Source organism: Stenotrophomonas sp. YJH_SMC_94-11 (genome assembly GCF_059370435.1).
Map to the genome: position 1 here is coordinate 60336 of NZ_JCAFTR010000004.1, position 17545 is coordinate 77880.

Here is a 17545-nt window from a genome sequence, read left to right on the forward strand (position 1 = left end):
TGGACATCGTCCTACATCGACGCGGGCGCCGCCGACGCATGCTGGCTCTCCTTTCGAGTTACGCGAGCGCACCGCGCCGCCTGTTGCCATGCCATCGTCCCGTCCAGCCATTGCAGCGTCCCTGTATCGCCTGCACGCCCGTGCCGGGGCGGGTCCGGCCGATGGCGGCGAGCTGCAGGCACTGCGGCGCTACCCGCGGCGGCTGATGCTGGCCTGCGGGGCGGTACTCAGTCTGTTGTCGATCAGCGTGCTGATCACGCTTATCGTGGTGCAGGTGAACGCCTACGAGGCCCGGCGCATTGCCGATTTCCGCCGGGCCCACAACGCGTTGCAGATCCAGCTGGCGCGACAGGATGCCAGCTATGCCCGCCTGGCCAACATGGCCGAGTACGCCTGGGGCCACGACGTACGGCTGGGCCAGTCCAGTTCCGATGCCATGTACCTGGCCTATCTGCAGGGTGGGCAGCGGTTGGTGGTGGTGGCTGACGACAGCAGCCGCCCGCAGATGGCGCTCGGCCTGCAGACACTGCAGTGGCAGCCGCAGGAGCTGAAGCGCTACCTGCAGCTGAGTGCCGCCGTCTCGTTGATCCAGCGCCTGACCCGAACCTCCGATGAAGGCGAGCCGGTGGGAGCGTCCTACTTCTTTGATCCCAGTGGACAGTATCTGTCACTGGACAAGGGGCTGACCGAGCGCAGCCTGGCCGACGCACTGGGCACGCGCTCGCGCGACGAGATCTTTGAGCACCTGCGGGCTCCTGCGCAGCTGCTGGCCCCCGCCTCGCTGCATGACCAGGTGCCGCTGCTGGAGAGCCTGGCACGCAGCGACGCACCGCAGCGCACCTTCGGCCGCCATCCGATCACCGGCCAAGCCTCGCTGGTGTCAGTGTTCCAGGCCAGCGCCGGAGATGCACCCATTGCCACCTTCGTTGCGTACGAACCGCTGGCGCGCTTGCAGGCGCTGCTTCGCCGCAACAGCCAGGGCCACCTGATGTTGCTGGACCGTGACGGCCTGCGCGTGCTCTCCAGCCACGAGGATGCACGTGATGTCAGCGGCGCCGACGCCGACTGGGTACTGCTCGGCAATGCCACCCGCGCACGCTTCCACAACGGGCGCTTCACCCTGGCGCTGGCGGTGAATGGCACGCCCTGGACGCTGGTGGAAACCTACCGCTGGCGCGACATCCTGCGCGGCATTGCGCCGATGCTGCTGTCGGGCGGCGCCTCGCTGATCGCCGCGCTGGCCGTGCTGTGGATCTTCCTGCTGTGGCTGCACAAGCGCATGTACATGCCGGCGCTGCGCCAGGTCAAGGCGATCTACGCACGCGACCAGCGCCTGCGCCTGCTGCTGGACTATGTTCCAGTCGGGGTCGCGCTGCTGGATGCCCGCAGTGGTGAGGTACAGGACCTCAACAGTCCCCTGCAGCGGATGGACCGCGCCAGCGGTGGCCGCTTGATTCCACAGCTGCGCGCCGCGGTCGAACAGGCTGATCTGGCCGATGGCCCGGTCATCCTCGGCGGCGAGCTGCCGCTGGCCAGCGATCCGCAGCAGCGACTGTTCCACCGTACCCATGTCCACTGCGGCGGGCACGCGTGGCCGGGAGGCGTGCTGCTGATGGTGGAAGACATCAGCGACGACATGCGCGCCCTGCTGGCCGAGCAGGAACTGACCGCCGCCGCCGAATCACGCAGCCGCGCCAAGTCGAATTTCGTGGCAGAGATGAGCCACGAGATCCGCACGCCGCTGCACGGCATCATCGGCCATCTGGAACTGCTGGCGCGCGGGCCGCTGCCGTCAGAGTCGATGGAACGGGTACTGCGCCTGCGCCAGTCGACCGATTCGCTCATGGATATCATCACCGACGTGCTGGACCTGTCGCGCATCGAGTCCGGCCAGTGGACATTGTCGCCCGAGCGGTTCTCACCGGCGGCGATGCTCGAGCGGGTGGCACTGCTGTACGCCCCGATGGCCAATGCCAAGGGCCTGCAGCTCGATTGCGTGGTGGGCGCCGACGTGCCGGAAGGTGCCGTGGCGCCGATGGCGGCGATCGAGCGGGTGCTGCGCAACCTGGCCAGCAATGCGCTGAAGTTCACCGCGTCCGGTCGCGTGCAGCTGGGTGTGTCATGCCGTCGCGAGGCTGCCCAGGCCTGGTTGCGTTTGGAGGCGACCGATTCCGGCATCGGCCTGAGCCAGGCAGAGTGCGACCGCCTGTTCCAACCCTTCGTGCAGGCAGACACCACCATCCTGTCGCGATTTGGCGGCTCCGGGCTGGGCCTGGCGTTATGCCAGCAGCTCTGTGAACGCATGGGCGGCCGGATCTGGGTGGAAAGCACGCCTGGGGTCGGCAGCCGTTTCGCGTTCGAAACCCCGCTGGCGACCTCGGTCACGCAGGTCGCGGCCGTACCACTGGCAGGCCGGGTGGTGGGCCTGTTGGCCGCTGCCGGGCCGTGGCGCACCGAACTTGAGCGGCGGCTGCGCGGCTTCGGCGCACAAGTGGTCACACCGCAAGTGCTGGCACAGGCCCCATGGCTGGAACTTCCCGAGGAGGCGACGGTGGTGATGTTCGAGCCTGGCCCGGGTGAATGGGAGGGGGTGTTGCGCTCTGGCCGTGCGTGGGTGCGGGTCTGCCGCGAAGGTCCGCTGCGTCCGCAGTGGCAAGGGGAGGGGCAGGTGGTGTCCTGCTATGCCAGCGAATCGCTGTATCAGGCTCTGGTTCAAAGCGAGCCAGAACCGCCAGCCAATGTCGCAATCGGATAAATTGCATGGGCACCCACGTCAGGATCAATGTCATGGCAGGTTCCGGAACCGCGCCCACCGCAGGAAGCTCGGCTGCCGCAGCGCGCCTGGACGACCTGCGCCGCCTGCGCAAGCGTCTCCTCATCGGCGGCGGCGTCCTGATCACCGTGCTGGTGTTGTTGGCGGCTATCGTCAGCTCCATCGCCGACGTGGAAGAGTTCCATGGCCGTGAACGCCAGTCGTTCATGGAAGCCCGGGCCGCGATGGACTACTTCCTGTTCCAGCGTGACCGCGCGTATGCCACGGTGGTCAACGGCAACGACGTGCTCTGGCGCGACCAGCGCCCGGTCCTGCAGCACGCCGGCGCCGCGCTTGCAGAACGCTTCCATGCGCAGGGCGAGGAACTCCTGGTGCGTGCCGAGGGCCGCACGGCCGTGCCGTGGCTGGTGCTCGGGCTGCAGGACAACCCGCTGCCAGCGCACGAGCTCAGTGCCTATCTGGGCATGATCGAGGTCTATTCGGCCTATACCGCCGATTCGATCACCTCGCAGGAGGCGCCGGGCTCGGTGACGGTCTATGCCTACGAGCCGCAAGGGCGGTTGCTGGCCGTATCCAATCTGCGCGATGAGGCGCAGCTGCTGCAGACCCTCGGCGTGGCCACGCGCCAGCAGGCGTTTGCGCGGCTGCTGCGCGACGAGCCCGACGTGCGGCGGCTGGCGCCGCGGCCCGGCCCGATCCGCTCGGCATCGCGCGAGGGGCGGCTGCGCTCGCACTTCGCGGTGAACCCCTTCAACGGCCAGGCCTCGCTGGTCGGCACGGTGACCATGGCCGAAGGCACCACGCCGTACTTCCGGCGTGTCGTGTTCGAATCCACCGATACCATCAGGGCACGCCTGGAGGCGCGTGAAGAGGGCCGCTACCTGGTGGCCACCGGCGACCATCGCGTCGTGCTCAGCAGTGGCGGGCTGACCGGCGACGAGCAGGCGCTGGCATTGGCCGCCGTGGCCAGCGGCCTGGGCACCCGGCCGGTGCGCCACTATGCGAACGGCCGCTTCATCCTGGCCTGCGCGCTGCCCGGCGTGGACTGGACGCTCAGCCATGTCTACGACTGGTCCGATATCTGGCAGGCGCAGGGCAACTACCTGTTGATCCGCTGGATCAGCGCGCTGCTGATCATCGCCCTGCTGTGGTGGCTGTTGCGCCGTATTGACCGGCGCGTGTTCGCGCCGGCGCTGGCCGATGCGTCGCGGGTCTACGAAAGCGAGGCGCTCAGCCGCGCCATCATCAGCACCGCGCCGATCGGCTTGGCGCTGCTCGCGCGCGACAATGGTCGTCCGCTGCTGGAGAACGACACCGCACGGCAACTCGTGCAGGTCATCCAGCATGACAGTACGGCGGAGGGCGAGGTGGCGCCGCTGTACGCGCGCCTGGCCGAGGCCGGGCGCGGCGTACAGGGCGACGAGGCACTGGACCTGCACTGGGCGGCCGATGAAGGCAATGCCACCCAGCTGCAGATCAGCCTGGCGCTGGCCAGGTATCACGATCAGGCGGTGTGGGTGTGTGCGCTGCGCGATGTCACCGCGCAGGTGGAGCTGGAAGAGAACCTGCGTCGCGCACGCGAAGACTCCGAAGCGGCGCGGCAGTCGGCGGAAGCCGCCACCCGTGCCAAGTCCGCCTTCGTGGCCACCATGAGCCACGAGATCCGCACGCCGCTCAATGGCGTGCTGGGCCACCTGGAGCTGCTCGGCCGGTCGCCGCTGCAGCCGGGCCAGCGCGAGCGGCTGGACCGCATCCGTTTCTCGGCCGATGCGCTGATGCGGATCATCAGCGACGTGCTGGATTTCTCCAAGATCGAAGCCGGGCAGCTGGATGTCGAGCTGGCGCCGTTCCCGCTGCGGCCGCTGATCGAGAGCGTGGCGCTGCTGTACGCGCCCGACGCACTGCGCAAGGGCGTGCGCCTGTACTTCGCGGTGGAGGCGCCGGCGGGCCAGGACTGCATCGGTGATGTGCACCGGTTGCGCCAGATCCTCAACAACCTGGTCAGCAACGCGGTGAAGTTCACCGCCTCCGGCCGCATCCTGCTGCGTGCGGAGCTGCTGATCGACGGCGCCGCCCCGCAGCTGCGGGTGCAGGTGGTGGATTCGGGCATCGGCATGACCGACGAACAGGCCCGGCAGCTGTTCCAGCCCTTCCAGCAGGCCGATGCCAGCGTTTCGCGCCGCTACGGCGGCAGCGGCCTGGGCCTGGCCCTGTGCCAGCAGCTGGCACAGGCGATGGGCGGCCAGGTGTCGGTGCAGAGCACGGTAGGCGTAGGCAGCAGCTTCACCCTGCAGTTGCCGGTGCGCACGCAGGCTGCCACGGCGCCGCTGCCGCAGCCACTGCGTGGGCGTCGTAGTACCCTGCTGTCATCGTCGCCGGAATGGCGCAGCGAGTTCGAGCGACTGTTGGTGCAGTGGGGTGCGGCAGTCACCGTACTCGATCATCCGCAGGCCGGGACCGGCGGCGACGTGCTGCTGATCATCGGCGATCACCGCCCGTGGGATCGCGAGGAAGAACGGCAGCTGGCCAGCGCCCATCACCATGCCGTGCTTGCGCACGCACAAGGCCCGTTGAATCCCGAGCAGCGTGGTGACTATACCGAGGTGACCTGCTACGCCAGCGACGCCCTGCTGCTGGCGATCGGCGCCGACGAACCCATCATGCCGGCACCGCAACCGACGCGTGCCACGGCGGTGGACGCGCGCGGGCGGGTGCTGCTGGTGGAAGACAATGCGGTGAATCGCGAGCTGATCCAGCAGCAGCTGGAAGAGCTGGGGTTTGCCGTCGATGCGGCCGAGGACGGCCGCGCAGCACTGGCGATGTGGCAGGACGATACCTACCTGGCGGTGCTGACCGACATCAACATGCCGGTGATGGATGGCTACGCGCTGGCGCGCGAGCTGCGCAGCCGGGGCCACTCGCTGCCGATCCTGGCGATCACCGCCACCGCGCTGGCCAGTGAGCGCGAGCGCTGCCTGGCGGCCGGCATCGACGACCTGCTGCTGAAGCCATTAAACCTGGACCGGCTGGAAGCCGGGTTGAGCAAGGTGCATGCGCGCACGCCGCGCCCGGTGGCATCGGGCATTGCCGCCGGTGGCCGCAGGGTCTCCGCCGCGATCCGGCGCATCTTCGTCGAGACCGGCGACAAGGATCTGCAGGCCATTGCCGAGGCGCGCGCAGCGAACGACCCGCAGCGCCTGCTGGAGCGCGTGCACGCGTTCAAGGGGGCACTGCAGATGCTGGGCGAAACACTGTTGGCCGAGCAGTGCGGGGCGGTGGAAGCGGCATTGCGTGACGGCGTGCCGGTGGCAGACGCCACGTTGGATGAACTGCAGCAGGCGCTGCACGTCCGGCTGGAGGAGTACCGCCAGGCTCTGGAGGCGCAGCCATGAGCGGCCGCCCATGCCGCCGCGCGGCGGCGTGCTCAGCCTGCCGGCGCATCCAGGCCCAGGTCCGAGGCGAACTTCAGCAGTTCCGCATCGCGCTCCACGCCCAGCTTGCGCATGGCGTTGATCTTCTGGGTGCTGACCGTCTGCTTCTTGCGGCCCAAGCGCTCGGCGATCTCGGCCACGCTCAGCCCCGAAATGAACAGCGCCACCACTTCCTGCTCGCGCTCGGACAGCGCGGTCACGCGGCGCACTTCCTTGCGCTGCAGCAGCTCGGCCACGCTGGGCGAGAGATAACGGCGATGCGCGTACACCGCCATCACCGCTGCCTGCACGTGGTGCAGGTCGTCGCCCTTGCTGAGGATGCCGGGCACGCCCAGCGCATCCAGGCGGTTGAGCAGGCTGGGCTGTTCCAGGCCGGTCATCACCACAACGCGCAACTGCGGGAAGTGCGTGCGCAGGTACGCCAGCAGCTCCAAACCATCGCCGTGGATGCCGCCCGGCATCGCATAGTCGGTCACCAGCACGTCGCAGGGCTCGCGTTCCAGCAGGGCCACCAGGCCGGTGGAATCGGTCGCCGCGCCAATGCAGTGGATCGCAGGCGCCTCGTCCAGCGCCGACTTCACGCCAAGGCGGATGACCGGATGGTCGTCGGCAAGTGCAACGCGGATGGCGAGCTGGATCATGGAATGGGAGGTCCGGTCGTTCGGGAAATGGCTGGCCGTACAGCAGGAAAACATACGAACCGCTTCAAGGAGCATGCAGCATGAGCATCCGCATTGTCATCGCCGATGACCATCCCGTCATCCTGGCCGGTGTGCGGGAGGCGCTGGGCGAAGTGCCGGACATCGACGTCGTGGCAGGCGTCGAGGATTCTACGGCATTGGTCGAAGCGCTGGGCAGGTTTCCCGTGGATGTCGCCGTGACCGACTACTCGATGCCCGGTGGCCAGTATGGCGATGGCGTGGCGCTGGTCGGCTTCCTGCGCCGCCGCTTCTCGGCCGTGCCGCTGGTGGTACTGACCAGCGTGGGTGGCGCACAGGTGTTGGCCAGCATCCGCAGGGCAGGGGTGTCGTGCATCGTGTCCAAGGCTGACCCTATTCCAGAGCTGGCCGAGGCCATTCGTGCGGCGAAAGAGGGACGGCCCTATCTGTCGCCGGAGATCGAGCGCCAGTTGGGCAGCGCGACCATTGAACAGGCGGTGCTGACGCGCCGTGAGGCCGAAGTAGTGCGCCTGATCGCCGAGGGCAAGACCCAGAAGGAGATCGCCCAGCAGCTGCAGCGCAGCCGGCAGACCATCAGCACGCAGAAGCATTCGGCGATGCGCAAGCTGGGCCTGCAGCGCAGCGCGGAAATCTTCGAATACGCGCTCAACGAAGGCATGGTGTCGGCATCACAGGGGGCGCGTCTGGCACGTGGGCCGCGCAGGAACGACGATGACTGAGCATGCGGAAATCAGGCGTTGTCCGATGGAAACGGCCGATCAGGCGGCTAGGGTGGAAGGGCCAAACCCACCTGCCGACGGAGCCGCCGTGTCGCGCCTGCTCGATGTACGCATCGCCGCATTGATGTCCAGCTTTTCCAGATTGTCGCCGCATGGCCAGAAGCGGTTCCTGGATCTGTTGAATGTCTACATCTATGCATCGCCGGCGCAGCGCAGGCAGCTGCGCAGCACCTGGCCGGACGTGGTGATCGAGCCATGCGGCTGCCTCGAAGACGCGCCGCAACCGCAAGCCCGCAACTCCACCCGCTGACGATTCGAACTGGATCGAGGGCGACCTCGATCGCGTCCACCTCACATCGGGAGCGAAGTAGCTGGCGAGCGTGTGGATAGTCGGGACCCTGTACGAAGATCTTGCCTCTCTGCCGGTTGCCGACGCCCCGCAGACGTCCTTCCTCAGGCGGAGGAACTACGATTGATCCTCGTACTCTGATCGTTGGACGGTCAGCACTGGTGGGTTGGTCAGGAGGTGGGGTCTGTTCGACAACCCGCAACGGGCGCCCAGTACGGATGACGCCGTCATGTAGTTGCCAGTGCACGGCATCGATGGCGATATCTATCAGATCAGCAATCCAAGCCGTGATCGCTGCGCCCACATTCGGCCGATCAACATCACTCTCTTCATCCCGGCACCCGTCCGCGGAAAGTCACTGGCCTTCCGCTATGGAGCCACTCGGCGTCGCTGGGTCTATCAGGCCTGCTGATCGATCAAGGACGGGGAGGCGAGGCCTGGCAGGTCTCGCTTCGCTTCCGGCGAGCGGAGCATGAGCGCGTGGTCAAAATCGTACTCGTCAGGCAGCAGCAATGCGCTGCCCGGCGCATGGTTGTGGTCGCCGCTCCGTACGTGCCCGCTGGGCACGGAGCGGCGTCCCTCAACTGAAACCACGAGACCTCATGATTTCCCGCAAGCTCCTGTGTGCTGCCACCCTGCTGTGCCTGGCACCGTTCGCCGCCAGTGCCGCCGAAGCCCATCTGACCCCGAAGTCCAACGGTGGTAGCGGCGCCATGCCGTCGGGCTATTCCAAGCTGTTCTTCGAGATCGCCGACAATGACTTCGCGCCGATGCTGACGTTGCCGGCCAATCCGCGCGATCTCGATGACGTTGTGCTGACCTCGATGGCTGATCGCCGCGCCAGCATGCTCGATGCGGCGGGCACCAGCGTAGCCGATCTGGTCTATATCCCGGTGTCGCCGTTGAGCAGCTACAATCTCTGGAAGTCCAACTCGCTGGGCCGCTGGATGACTACCCCCTACGGTGCGGATGCGACGCGCATCGTGCTCAACAAGGGGGCTCACGCGCAGGCACCGGCCATCACGCAGACTTTCGTGGATCTGCATGTGACCCGGAACGTTTCCAGCGTCGGCCTGCCGCCGCATGCACCGGCGCGTGCGGTGCTTGGCCTGGTGAACTACACCCAGAACGACGTGACCATCAGTGGCCCGGAACTGGCCGGTGGCATTCAGACCTGCGCCGTCGCACAGACCTGCGCCTTTGTTTTCGATGGGGGCGATGGCCGGTGGCATCCGCGCCGCGGGCGTGCCCACTTCCAGCCGACCACCGAGCAGCTGCCCAAGCTGGCGCAGCGCTGGACCGACATCGTCCTGCAGGGACCTGCCGAAGACGTGAACACCCCGTTGTCGATGATGCTGCCGGTTGAGGCCGTCGACGGCGACGTGCTGCAGATCCGTGACGTGTCGGACTCGCGCGCGTATCGCATCAATGGCACCACGGTGAAGTCGACACCGTTGACTTATCGCTACAACGCCAGCGAGGGCCGCTGGGGTAGCCCGGAGCGCTGAATCACCAGCAGTGCAGGGCGCCAGCCCTGCACTGCCAGATCGCCGGACCGCGCGCCTGGCGGCGCGTGCGGTCCGCGCAGCAAGGTGGATCTGGTGTGATGTGAAGGCTGAGTGAAAATCGTACTCGTCAGACAGATGTACCTGTCTACGGTCGGCATCGTTGCATGTACCGCATCACCTGCTTCGGGCAAGGGCAGCGTGCGGCAACCCTCAACTGCAACCGCGAGACATCATGATTTCACGCAAGCTCCTGTGCAGCGCCGTGCTGGCCTGCATTACCCCGCTGGCCGCTTCGGCTGCCGAGGCCTACCTGACCCCAAGCAAGAACGGCGGCACGGGTGATCTTCCGTCCGGCTACACGAAGGTGTACTTCGAGCTGTCGAACGACGACTGGACCCAGGAGATCAAGCTGCCAAGCAATCCGCGCAGCGGCGATACCGTTGTGCTGAGTTCGCTGGCCACAGCGGGAAGCCGCCTGCTCGCTTCCGACACTGCGTTCTCCCATCTGGCCTATGTTCCGGTGCAGCCGCTGAGCAACATCGAGCTGGCCTGGAGCAGCGCCAGCAAGCGCTGGGAAGTGACCGGGGGCTTGTCTGCGCGCACGCTGCTTGGCCAGAACGTTCCGGACTTCCAGATCCCGAGCACCGACCACGTCGTCACCCAGATGGACCTCTGGGACGGCTATCACGTGGGCACGCTGTCGTTGCCGGACACCGCCGAACGTGGCGCCGTCCTTTCCATCAGCAACCGGGCCACCTGGGGCACGACCCTCACCGGCGCACAGCTGGCCGAGGGCCACGATCAGGTCTGCCCGGGCAGCAGCGAGTGCAGCTTCGTCTTCAACGCCGATGGAAAGTGGCATGCGCGCCATGGGCGCAGGCATTTCCAGCCGACCCAACCGCAGTTGCCGGTGCCGGCGCAGCGCTGGACTGACATCGTCATCAGCGGCCCAGCGGAAGACGTCATCACGCCGATGCTCATGAGCCTGCCGACGGGTGGCATCCACGGCGACATCATCCAGTTTACCGATGTGTCCAACTCCAGGGCCTACCGTGTTGGCGGGTACGGCATCGATGGCAAGGCGAAGACCTTCCGCTACAACGCACGTCTCGGCACCTGGGTGCAGCAGCCGCGCTGAGTAGATGCGCAGTGCGTGTTGCGCACTGCGCATTGACCGGAGTACTGGAGAACCCTATGCCCAATCCCTTCATGGTCGTTGGCGCCGCCATCGGCATGTGCATTCCTGCCTTGGCAATGGCCGGCGACCCACACAACTACGAGACCGTCCGGGTCATTGATGCGCACCACCAGGCCCGCAACATGGACGCGAGTGCCCGGCCCGGAATCGGCCGCTTCGTAGCGGGTGACCAGAAGCAGAATTTCGTGACCGGTTCGCTCGCGTTTGGCCGCGCCTATGGCAATGGCTGGCGCAGTGAAGGCGAGTTCGTCGCCCGGCGCACGGACACCTACACCAGCGGTTCCAGCGCCTTCACCACCAGCAGCAACCATCACGACGTGCGTTCGCAGCGGCTGATGCTCAATGTCTACCGCGATCTTGCGATCAACCAGGCATGGTCGCTGTACGCCACCGCCGGTGCGGGTCTGTCGCACATCCAGTCAGGCGGCTGGCAGGGTACGCCAAACCGCCGGTACGGCAAGGCAACGCGTACCGGCCTGGCCTGGTCGATGGGGGCCGGTGTTTCGATTGCCGCCGGGACCAACATGACGGTCGATCTGGGATACCGCTATGCGGACCTGGGCCGCACCGAAAGTGGCTGGAACACGTTCGCCAACGCACGTGGCCTGCAGGACGAGAAGCTGCAGCTGGATCTGGTGTCGCGCGAAGCGACGCTGGGGTTGCGGTACGCGTTCTGAATCAATCCTCCGACGCCGCGCGTCTCGTCATTTCTCGTCGTTGTCCTATGCCTGCGCATCGGTGACATCCCTAACATTTCCTCTCGAAGGGAATGCCCTTCGCTCAAGCCCAGGCATAGCGCGGCTTGAACGCAGTACACCTACCAAACACTGGATATTCAACATCATGAACAAGCTTGCAATTGCTCTTTCGGCCGCGCTCTCGTTGGGCGCCGCTGCCTCGGCTCACGCCGCTGACGCCACCATCACCTTCACCGGCAAGGTCGTTGCATCGACCTGTGCGGTCGACGTCAGCACGGGCTCCAACACCGTCGCTCTGCGCCAGATCAATGCAGGTGCATTCAAGGGCGATCCCACCGTGGGCAGCACGCCGTTCACGATGACGCTGAAGGCCGGCGCCGGTACCGCAACCTGCGCCAAGGACAAAGCACGCCTGGTTGTAGACAAGACTGCCAGCGCCATCAACGCGGACGGCATGATCACTGATACCGCGGGCGGTTCGGGGACCCGGACCAACGCTATCGTCAAGTTTCTGGACGCTGACAACGGCGACGCAGCGATTGACCTGACCAAGCTCGACGACCCCGCCCTGCAGCGTGACAAGGATACTGGTGGCGAGTTCAAGTACAACTGGATCGCGCGCTATCACGCACCGGGCGGGGCTGATCTGACCGAGGGTGATTTCAGCGGCAGGCTGGTCTTCGACATCGATAACTACTGATCCGTACTGCCGGGGGCACTAGGCCCCCGGCAACCACCTGATTGCTGAGGATGTCTTCATGCCTTTCATCCATCGAACACTGATGTGCTGCGCGCTTGCGGCGCCGACACTCCTGGCTAGTGTCGGGGTCGAAGCCAAGGTCGTGGTTGAATCCAATCGCGTGATTTACGCGGAAGGCACCAAAGAGCTGAGCGTTCGGACGCAGAACGCAGGCAGCGGTCCGGTGCTGGTACAGGCCTGGGTGAGCGAATATGGCGCCCGAACGCCGCCTTCGGAGAGCAACGCTCCGTTTGTCGTACTGCCGCCGGTTGCGCGCGTGGATGAGGGAAAGCACCAGGCGTTCAGGCTGCGCGCGATTGGTGGAGACTTGCCGGCGGACCGCGAGAGCGTGTTCACCTTCAGCCTTGCTGAAATACCCGCTAGTCCGGTAGGCGAAGCAGCCTCCAGTGCGGTTGTAAACGTAATATTCCGCAATCGGCTCAAGCTGTTCTACCGCCCGCAGTCGATCAGCAAGCTTGACTCTGCCTCTGCCATCGACAGCCTCCGCTGGTCTGTAGTGCCTCAGGGTCACGGTTGGGCACTGCAGGCAGACAACAACAGCCCCTTCCATGTCAGCACGGTCAGGGCTTCGATAACCGTGAATGGTCGCAAGACCGAAGCCGCCAATGTTGACATGCTTCGCCCCTATTCCAAGCAGTCGTTCCCGTTGCCAGGTGCCGCGTCGGCTTCATCGGGCACGGTCACTTTCAAGTACATCAATGACCACGGCGGCGATGTTGAACGCACGATGCCCCTGACCACGAACTGATCCCCCATACCCTCGCTGACTTGCACCACCTGGGCCTGGCCCGGGGCGGCAGCGCCTTGCCCAAACACTGGACCATGACCATGACCCGACATGCCAAGCACAACTCGCTCTGCCGTCGCCCGTTGGCGGCCGCAGTGGTGGCCGCGCTGCTGCCGATGTCGGCATGGGCCGCGCCGAAGGTGGAGTTCAACCCGGATCTGCTGTTCGGCATGGGTGGCGAGCACGTGGACCTCAGCCGCTTCGAGCGTGGCGAGCTGCTGCCGGGCACCTACAACGCGGATATCAGCATCAACGGCCAGGTCGTTGACCGACGGGATATCGTGGCCCGGGTTGCCCAGGACGATGAGGTGCGCATCTGCTTCGATGCCGCGCTCTTCGAGCTGATGGGCCTGGACGAGAAGCGGCTGGAGGCCGAGCGCACCTCTGATGAGGGTGCCGCCGGCACCTTGCTGCCGCTGCCGGCCGAGTCCAGCTGCGAACGCCTGGACGCCTTCATTCCGGGCGCAACGAGCGAGTTCGACGTTGGCGAGCAGGCGCTGCTGATCAGCATTCCGCAGATCTATCTGGCCCGTACCCCGCGCGGCTGGGTGGACCCGGCCCGATGGGACCCGGGCATCACCGCTGTCACGCTGGGCTACAGCCTCAGCCACGATCGCTATCGCTACGAGGGCCGGGAAAGCCAGAACACCAGCATGACCGTGGATGCCGGCCTGAACCTGGGGCAATGGCGGCTGCGCCACAGTGGCTATCTGCACCACAGCAACGACGATGGCATGCGCTACGCAGCGGGGCGCAGCTACCTGCAGCGCAACGTGCCGTCGCTGAATGCGCAGTTGACCGTGGGTGAGTCCTCCACCAGCGGCGACATGCTGCAGGGCGTTAACTACCGTGGCGCGAACATCACCACCGACCCGCGCATGCTGCCGGACGGTGCCAGCAATTTCGCACCCGTGGTGCGCGGTGTCGCGCAGACCAATGCGCGGGTAACCATTCGCCAGCGCGGCTTCGTGATTCACGAGACCAGCGTCGCGCCGGGGCCCTTTGAGATTGACGACCTGCAGATCTATGGTTCCAGTGGCGACATCGAGGTGGAGGTTACCGAGGCCGATGGCCGCATCGAGCGCTTCGTGGTGCCGTTCACCGCCATGCCGCAGCTGCTGCGCCCTGGCCAGCAGCGCTACAGCATCACCGCCGGTGAACTGCGTGACGACCAGTTCGCGCAGAAGCCGCGCTTCATTGAAGCGACGCTGCGCCGGGGCGTGAGCAACAGGTTCACTGGCTATGCGGGTGCCACCGCAGCGTCGGGCTATACCGGGCTGGTGCTGGGCGGTGCCTGGTCGACGCCCATCGGTGCGTTCTCCGGCGATGTCACCTTCAGCGACGCGCGGATTCCGGGCATCAACGGCGGCGTCGAGCGTCGCCGTGGCCAATCCTACCGTGTTGCATACAACAAGGCGCTGTTCGACGACAACACCAACATCACGATGGCGGCCTACCGCTATTCGACCAGCGACTTCCTCACCCTGGCCGACGCCATGCGCCTGCGTGGCAATGTAGGCCAGGAGGCTGGCTATGACATCGTGGGGCGCCAACGCAGCCGCCTGGACCTGACCATCAACCAGCGCCTGCAGGACGGCAAGGGCCAGCTGACGTTCACCGGCAGCACCAGTGACTACTGGGACCAGAACCGACGCCAGACCAGCTTCTCGCTGGGCTATGGCAGCCGCATCGGGCGCGCCAGCTATACGATCAGCGCGCGTCGCACGCTGGAATCGTCGCTGTTCTCCAGCGACGCGGCGAAGGCCACCAACAGCGTGTACCTCAGCGTCAGCGTGCCGCTGGGCGTGCCGGCCAGCGCGCCGCGCCTGGATGTGAATGCAAGCCGCGACAGCAGCGGGCGCAACGGCTACGGCGTGGGCGTGATCGGATCACTCGGCGACACCGGCCTGGGCAGCTACAGCGCCTCACTCAATCGCGACGGCGACCGTTCCAGCTACGGCGTCAGTGCCAACTATCAGTTGCCGGTGGCACACGTCACCGGTTCCTTCAACCGCTCAACGCAGAGCAGCAGGCTCTCGCTGGGCGCCAGCGGCGGCCTGGTGGTGCACGGTGGCGGCATCACGCTGGCCCAGCGCCTGGGTGAGACCGTTGGCCTGGTGCATGTGCCGGGTGCTGCGGGCGCAAAGGTCGACAGCGCCACCGGCGTGAAGACCGACTCGCGTGGCTATGCCGTGGTGCCGCACCTGAGCCCGTTCCGTCGCAACGAGTTGGGCGTGGACCCCAGTGACCTGCCACTGGACGTCGAACTCAGCGCCGGTTCCGTGTCTGCCATCCCCAACGCGGGTGCGGTGGTGAAGATGGTGCTGCCGACGGCCGTGGGCCGTAACGCACTTATCGAAGCGCGGCTGCCGGATGGCACTGCGTTGCCCTTCGGCACCGATGTGCTCAATGCACAGGGCGACGTGGTGGGCGTGGTGGGGCAGGGCAGCCGGCTCTGGGTGCGCGGCCTGGATGAGCAGGGTGAGCTCTTTGTTGCACATGGGGCAGGTGAGGGGGCGCAGTGCCGAATTCCTTATGACCTGCGCGACAGCCCGAGCGCCGATCTTCTGGTTGCGGACTGTGCGCCGTCGCTGGCTGATCAGGCGCAGCTTGCGGCTGATTGAATCACTTTCGGTGTAGAGGAACACGGATCATGAAATCTCACGTACGAAAATGGGCCAGACAAGGACTGCTGCCAATGATGGCGGTGGTTGCCATGGGTATCGCTGCTCCTGCCATGGCGCGTTGCGACTTCGGGGAGCCTGGTCGCGCGACCCTCACCGGCGCTCGGCTCACAGTCAATGGAACTCAGGTCGGCAGGCCGGTTTCGCCGTGGTACAACCTGTCGTCCGTCGATGATGTTGGCGGCTGCACCGACTCTGGGACGATGTATGTCACCGGCCGTGCCACCACCCAGGGGAGCTACACAGAGGGCCGGTCTACCTATTCCATCTATGAGACAGGCGTCCCAGGGCTCGGCTTCATCATGGCATTCCGGAGCGAGGCGCGGGAGAACGGCATCGACTATCAGCCGGTTGTTGCAGGCACGACCAACTCAAAGGTCTTCTTCCGGCATTGGCTGACGCTGGATCTGAGAATCCGCTTCATCAAGATTGGCGATATTCCAGAAGGCACCCTGATTATTCCGGAAGTGGCTGCGGCGGACTTCATTCTGCGCGACTTCAGCAGCGTGACCACCGGCAATAGGCTTCTGCTGGGCGCAACCTCAATCGAGGGAATTTACAGAAAGCTCTGCTACCCCAGGAACACTTCGGTGAACATGGGCCGTGCGCTGCAGACGGAGTTCTCCACGCGTTACAGCCACAGTGCGCCGCGTACCTTTGATATCGTGCTCGACTGTGAGGAGAAGGTCGGTGATGTCCTGTTCTACCTGGAGGAAAATGCGGCCAGCCCGCTGCTTGATCGTGATCGGGGATTGGTTGAAGTCAGCGGTGGTGCAAAGGGCATCGCCCTTCAGATGACGGACGTGGGCGGGGCGGCGATCCCGTTCGATTCGATCAGGTCCTTCGGCCACAGCGGCGATGCGGCCGGCGAGCTGCGGCGCACGTTCGAGGCGCGCTATGTGCAGACCGTCGGTGATGCCGATGACATCGTGCCAGGCAACGCGAATGCCTCCATTTCCATCGTGATGGCCTACCCATGACCCGTCGACTGGCAGCCTGCGGCATGACGGTGGCAAGGGTGCTCGTGGCCTGCCTGCTGCTGATCAGCGTGGGTGACGCCGCAGCGCAGGTTGCACTGCCCAGCACCAGGGTCGTCATCCGGGCCGAACAGGGCGCGGTAACCGTACCGCTTCGCAACATGGGGGAGGTGCCGGTGCTGGTACAGGCGTGGATTGCCGAAGGCGACCCGAATCAACCGCCGGAGCAGTCAGCGGCACCGTTTGCAATGGCGCCACCGTTGATGCGGCTTGACCCCGGCAAGGACAAGCCGCTGCGCATCAGAACTCTGGCAACGCTCGCGCCCGCCGATGCGCGCGAGCACCTGTACTGGTTGAATGTGCACACCATTTCATCACGTTCGGAACTCGCGCAAGGCGATCGGCTGGAATTGCCGGTGCGCAGCATCTACAAGCTGCTGTACCGGCCCGCAGGCCTTCCGGCGCCAAGCGTGAAGCGGGCAGAGGCGGTCGCGGTGCAGTTGCAGCGCGAGGGCGCGGCGCGATCTCTGGTCGTGACCAATCCGACGCCGTACTACCTGAACCTGGGCGACGTAACGTTGCTGCACGCGTCGGGCGATACCCGCCTGGGCAACCCGCATGTGGCACCGTTCGGCAGCGTCGCGATTCCGATACCCGGCGATGCCCCGGACGGACGTTTGAGTGCACGCTTGAACTGGATCGATGATGACGGCCGCCTGCTGCCCATCGTTCGCGAGCTGGGCCACGGGGGGTAGTGGACCTGCAGACGGGCGGCAACCGGGGCTGTCAACGCGCCGGGCCGCGCCAGACTTGCGCAGCCGGCCTGCAGGAGGGTATACCGTTCGGCATCACGGTTTGAGGCGGCACGTTCCTGGCTATGGACCCATCCGCTGGCGAGGTTCTGAACGAGACGCCTGCGCGGCGGCCAGTCGTGCGTCTTGGGCTTTTGCTGGCCCCCTGTGTGCTCGCGCCTGGCATCGC

The 17545-nt window shown here is 65.9% G+C and carries 13 protein-coding genes; 12 read left to right on the forward strand and 1 reads right to left on the reverse strand.

All coding sequences use genetic code 11. The features are described 5' to 3' along the window. The first annotated feature begins 88 nt into the window (after positions 1–88). Positions 89–2755 carry a sensor histidine kinase gene (locus AC5P74_RS09140; protein WP_495222484.1) on the forward strand — a complete coding sequence of 889 codons (2667 nt, stop codon included), beginning with the start codon at positions 89–91 and terminating at the stop codon, positions 2753–2755. 32 nt (positions 2756–2787) lie between these two features. Further along, positions 2788–6165 (forward strand): hybrid sensor histidine kinase/response regulator, encoded by a 3378-nt coding sequence (locus AC5P74_RS09145; protein WP_346607279.1) that lies wholly within the window; start codon positions 2788–2790, stop codon positions 6163–6165. A gap of 32 nt (positions 6166–6197) precedes the next feature. On the opposite strand, the gene AC5P74_RS09150 is transcribed toward AC5P74_RS09145, so the two are convergent. Further along, positions 6198–6845: a response regulator gene (locus tag AC5P74_RS09150; RefSeq protein WP_053500238.1), complete on the reverse strand. Its 648-nt coding sequence runs from the start codon at positions 6843–6845 to the stop codon at positions 6198–6200. Positions 6846–6925: 80 nt separating this feature from the next. On the opposite strand from AC5P74_RS09150, the gene AC5P74_RS09155 reads away from it, so the two are divergent. From AC5P74_RS09155 to AC5P74_RS09200, 10 genes are all read left to right on the forward strand, one after another. Then, positions 6926–7603, forward strand: a complete 678-nt coding sequence (locus AC5P74_RS09155; RefSeq protein WP_070489829.1) for a response regulator — start codon at positions 6926–6928, stop codon at positions 7601–7603. Beyond that, positions 7596–7913 carry a hypothetical protein gene (locus AC5P74_RS09160; protein ID WP_141750812.1) on the forward strand — a complete coding sequence of 106 codons (318 nt, stop codon included), beginning with the start codon at positions 7596–7598 and terminating at the stop codon, positions 7911–7913. The genes AC5P74_RS09155 and AC5P74_RS09160 overlap by 8 nt, the downstream gene beginning before the upstream one ends. Positions 7914–8554: 641 nt before the next feature. Continuing rightward, a complete protein-coding gene (locus tag AC5P74_RS09165) occupies positions 8555–9460 on the forward strand; it encodes a hypothetical protein (RefSeq protein ID WP_346607278.1) in 906 nt (301 codons plus the stop codon). Between the two features lie 232 nt (positions 9461–9692). Then, positions 9693–10598 carry a hypothetical protein gene (locus AC5P74_RS09170; RefSeq protein WP_206620319.1) on the forward strand — a complete coding sequence of 302 codons (906 nt, stop codon included), beginning with the start codon at positions 9693–9695 and terminating at the stop codon, positions 10596–10598. A 56-nt stretch (positions 10599–10654) separates the two neighbouring features. Next, positions 10655–11335 (forward strand): outer membrane protein, encoded by a 681-nt coding sequence (locus AC5P74_RS09175; protein WP_346607277.1) that lies wholly within the window; start codon positions 10655–10657, stop codon positions 11333–11335. A 166-nt stretch (positions 11336–11501) separates the two neighbouring features. Further along, positions 11502–12056, forward strand: a complete 555-nt coding sequence (locus tag AC5P74_RS09180) for a fimbrial protein (protein ID WP_070489831.1) — start codon at positions 11502–11504, stop codon at positions 12054–12056. Positions 12057–12114: 58 nt separating this feature from the next. After that, entirely contained in the window at positions 12115–12864 is a 750-nt protein-coding gene (locus AC5P74_RS09185; RefSeq protein ID WP_053500910.1) for a fimbrial biogenesis chaperone, read from the forward strand. Positions 12865–12944: 80 nt separating this feature from the next. Continuing rightward, entirely contained in the window at positions 12945–15527 is a 2583-nt protein-coding gene (locus tag AC5P74_RS09190; RefSeq protein ID WP_346607276.1) for a fimbria/pilus outer membrane usher protein, read from the forward strand. Between the two features lie 29 nt (positions 15528–15556). Then, positions 15557–16567 (forward strand): fimbrial protein, encoded by a 1011-nt coding sequence (locus AC5P74_RS09195; protein ID WP_329842205.1) that lies wholly within the window; start codon positions 15557–15559, stop codon positions 16565–16567. Further along, positions 16564–17319: a fimbrial biogenesis chaperone gene (locus AC5P74_RS09200; RefSeq protein WP_080375117.1), complete on the forward strand. Its 756-nt coding sequence runs from the start codon at positions 16564–16566 to the stop codon at positions 17317–17319. The genes AC5P74_RS09195 and AC5P74_RS09200 overlap by 4 nt, the downstream gene beginning before the upstream one ends. Positions 17320–17545 lie beyond the last annotated feature (226 nt).

What these genes read in the sequence shown, in the direction of transcription:
- AC5P74_RS09140 (WP_495222484.1), top strand. Translation starts at nt 89, where the DNA reads ATGCCATCGTCCCGTCCAGCCATTGCAGCGTCCCTGTATCGCCTGCAC.
- AC5P74_RS09145 (WP_346607279.1), top strand. Translation starts at nt 2,788, where the DNA reads ATGGCAGGTTCCGGAACCGCGCCCACCGCAGGAAGCTCGGCTGCCGCA.
- AC5P74_RS09150 (WP_053500238.1), bottom strand. Translation starts at nt 6,845, where the DNA reads ATGATCCAGCTCGCCATCCGCGTTGCACTTGCCGACGACCATCCGGTC.
- AC5P74_RS09155 (WP_070489829.1), top strand. Translation starts at nt 6,926, where the DNA reads ATGAGCATCCGCATTGTCATCGCCGATGACCATCCCGTCATCCTGGCC.
- AC5P74_RS09160 (WP_141750812.1), top strand. Translation starts at nt 7,596, where the DNA reads ATGACTGAGCATGCGGAAATCAGGCGTTGTCCGATGGAAACGGCCGAT.
- AC5P74_RS09165 (WP_346607278.1), top strand. Translation starts at nt 8,555, where the DNA reads ATGATTTCCCGCAAGCTCCTGTGTGCTGCCACCCTGCTGTGCCTGGCA.
- AC5P74_RS09170 (WP_206620319.1), top strand. Translation starts at nt 9,693, where the DNA reads ATGATTTCACGCAAGCTCCTGTGCAGCGCCGTGCTGGCCTGCATTACC.
- AC5P74_RS09175 (WP_346607277.1), top strand. Translation starts at nt 10,655, where the DNA reads ATGCCCAATCCCTTCATGGTCGTTGGCGCCGCCATCGGCATGTGCATT.
- AC5P74_RS09180 (WP_070489831.1), top strand. Translation starts at nt 11,502, where the DNA reads ATGAACAAGCTTGCAATTGCTCTTTCGGCCGCGCTCTCGTTGGGCGCC.
- AC5P74_RS09185 (WP_053500910.1), top strand. Translation starts at nt 12,115, where the DNA reads ATGCCTTTCATCCATCGAACACTGATGTGCTGCGCGCTTGCGGCGCCG.
- AC5P74_RS09190 (WP_346607276.1), top strand. Translation starts at nt 12,945, where the DNA reads ATGACCCGACATGCCAAGCACAACTCGCTCTGCCGTCGCCCGTTGGCG.
- AC5P74_RS09195 (WP_329842205.1), top strand. Translation starts at nt 15,557, where the DNA reads ATGAAATCTCACGTACGAAAATGGGCCAGACAAGGACTGCTGCCAATG.
- AC5P74_RS09200 (WP_080375117.1), top strand. Translation starts at nt 16,564, where the DNA reads ATGACCCGTCGACTGGCAGCCTGCGGCATGACGGTGGCAAGGGTGCTC.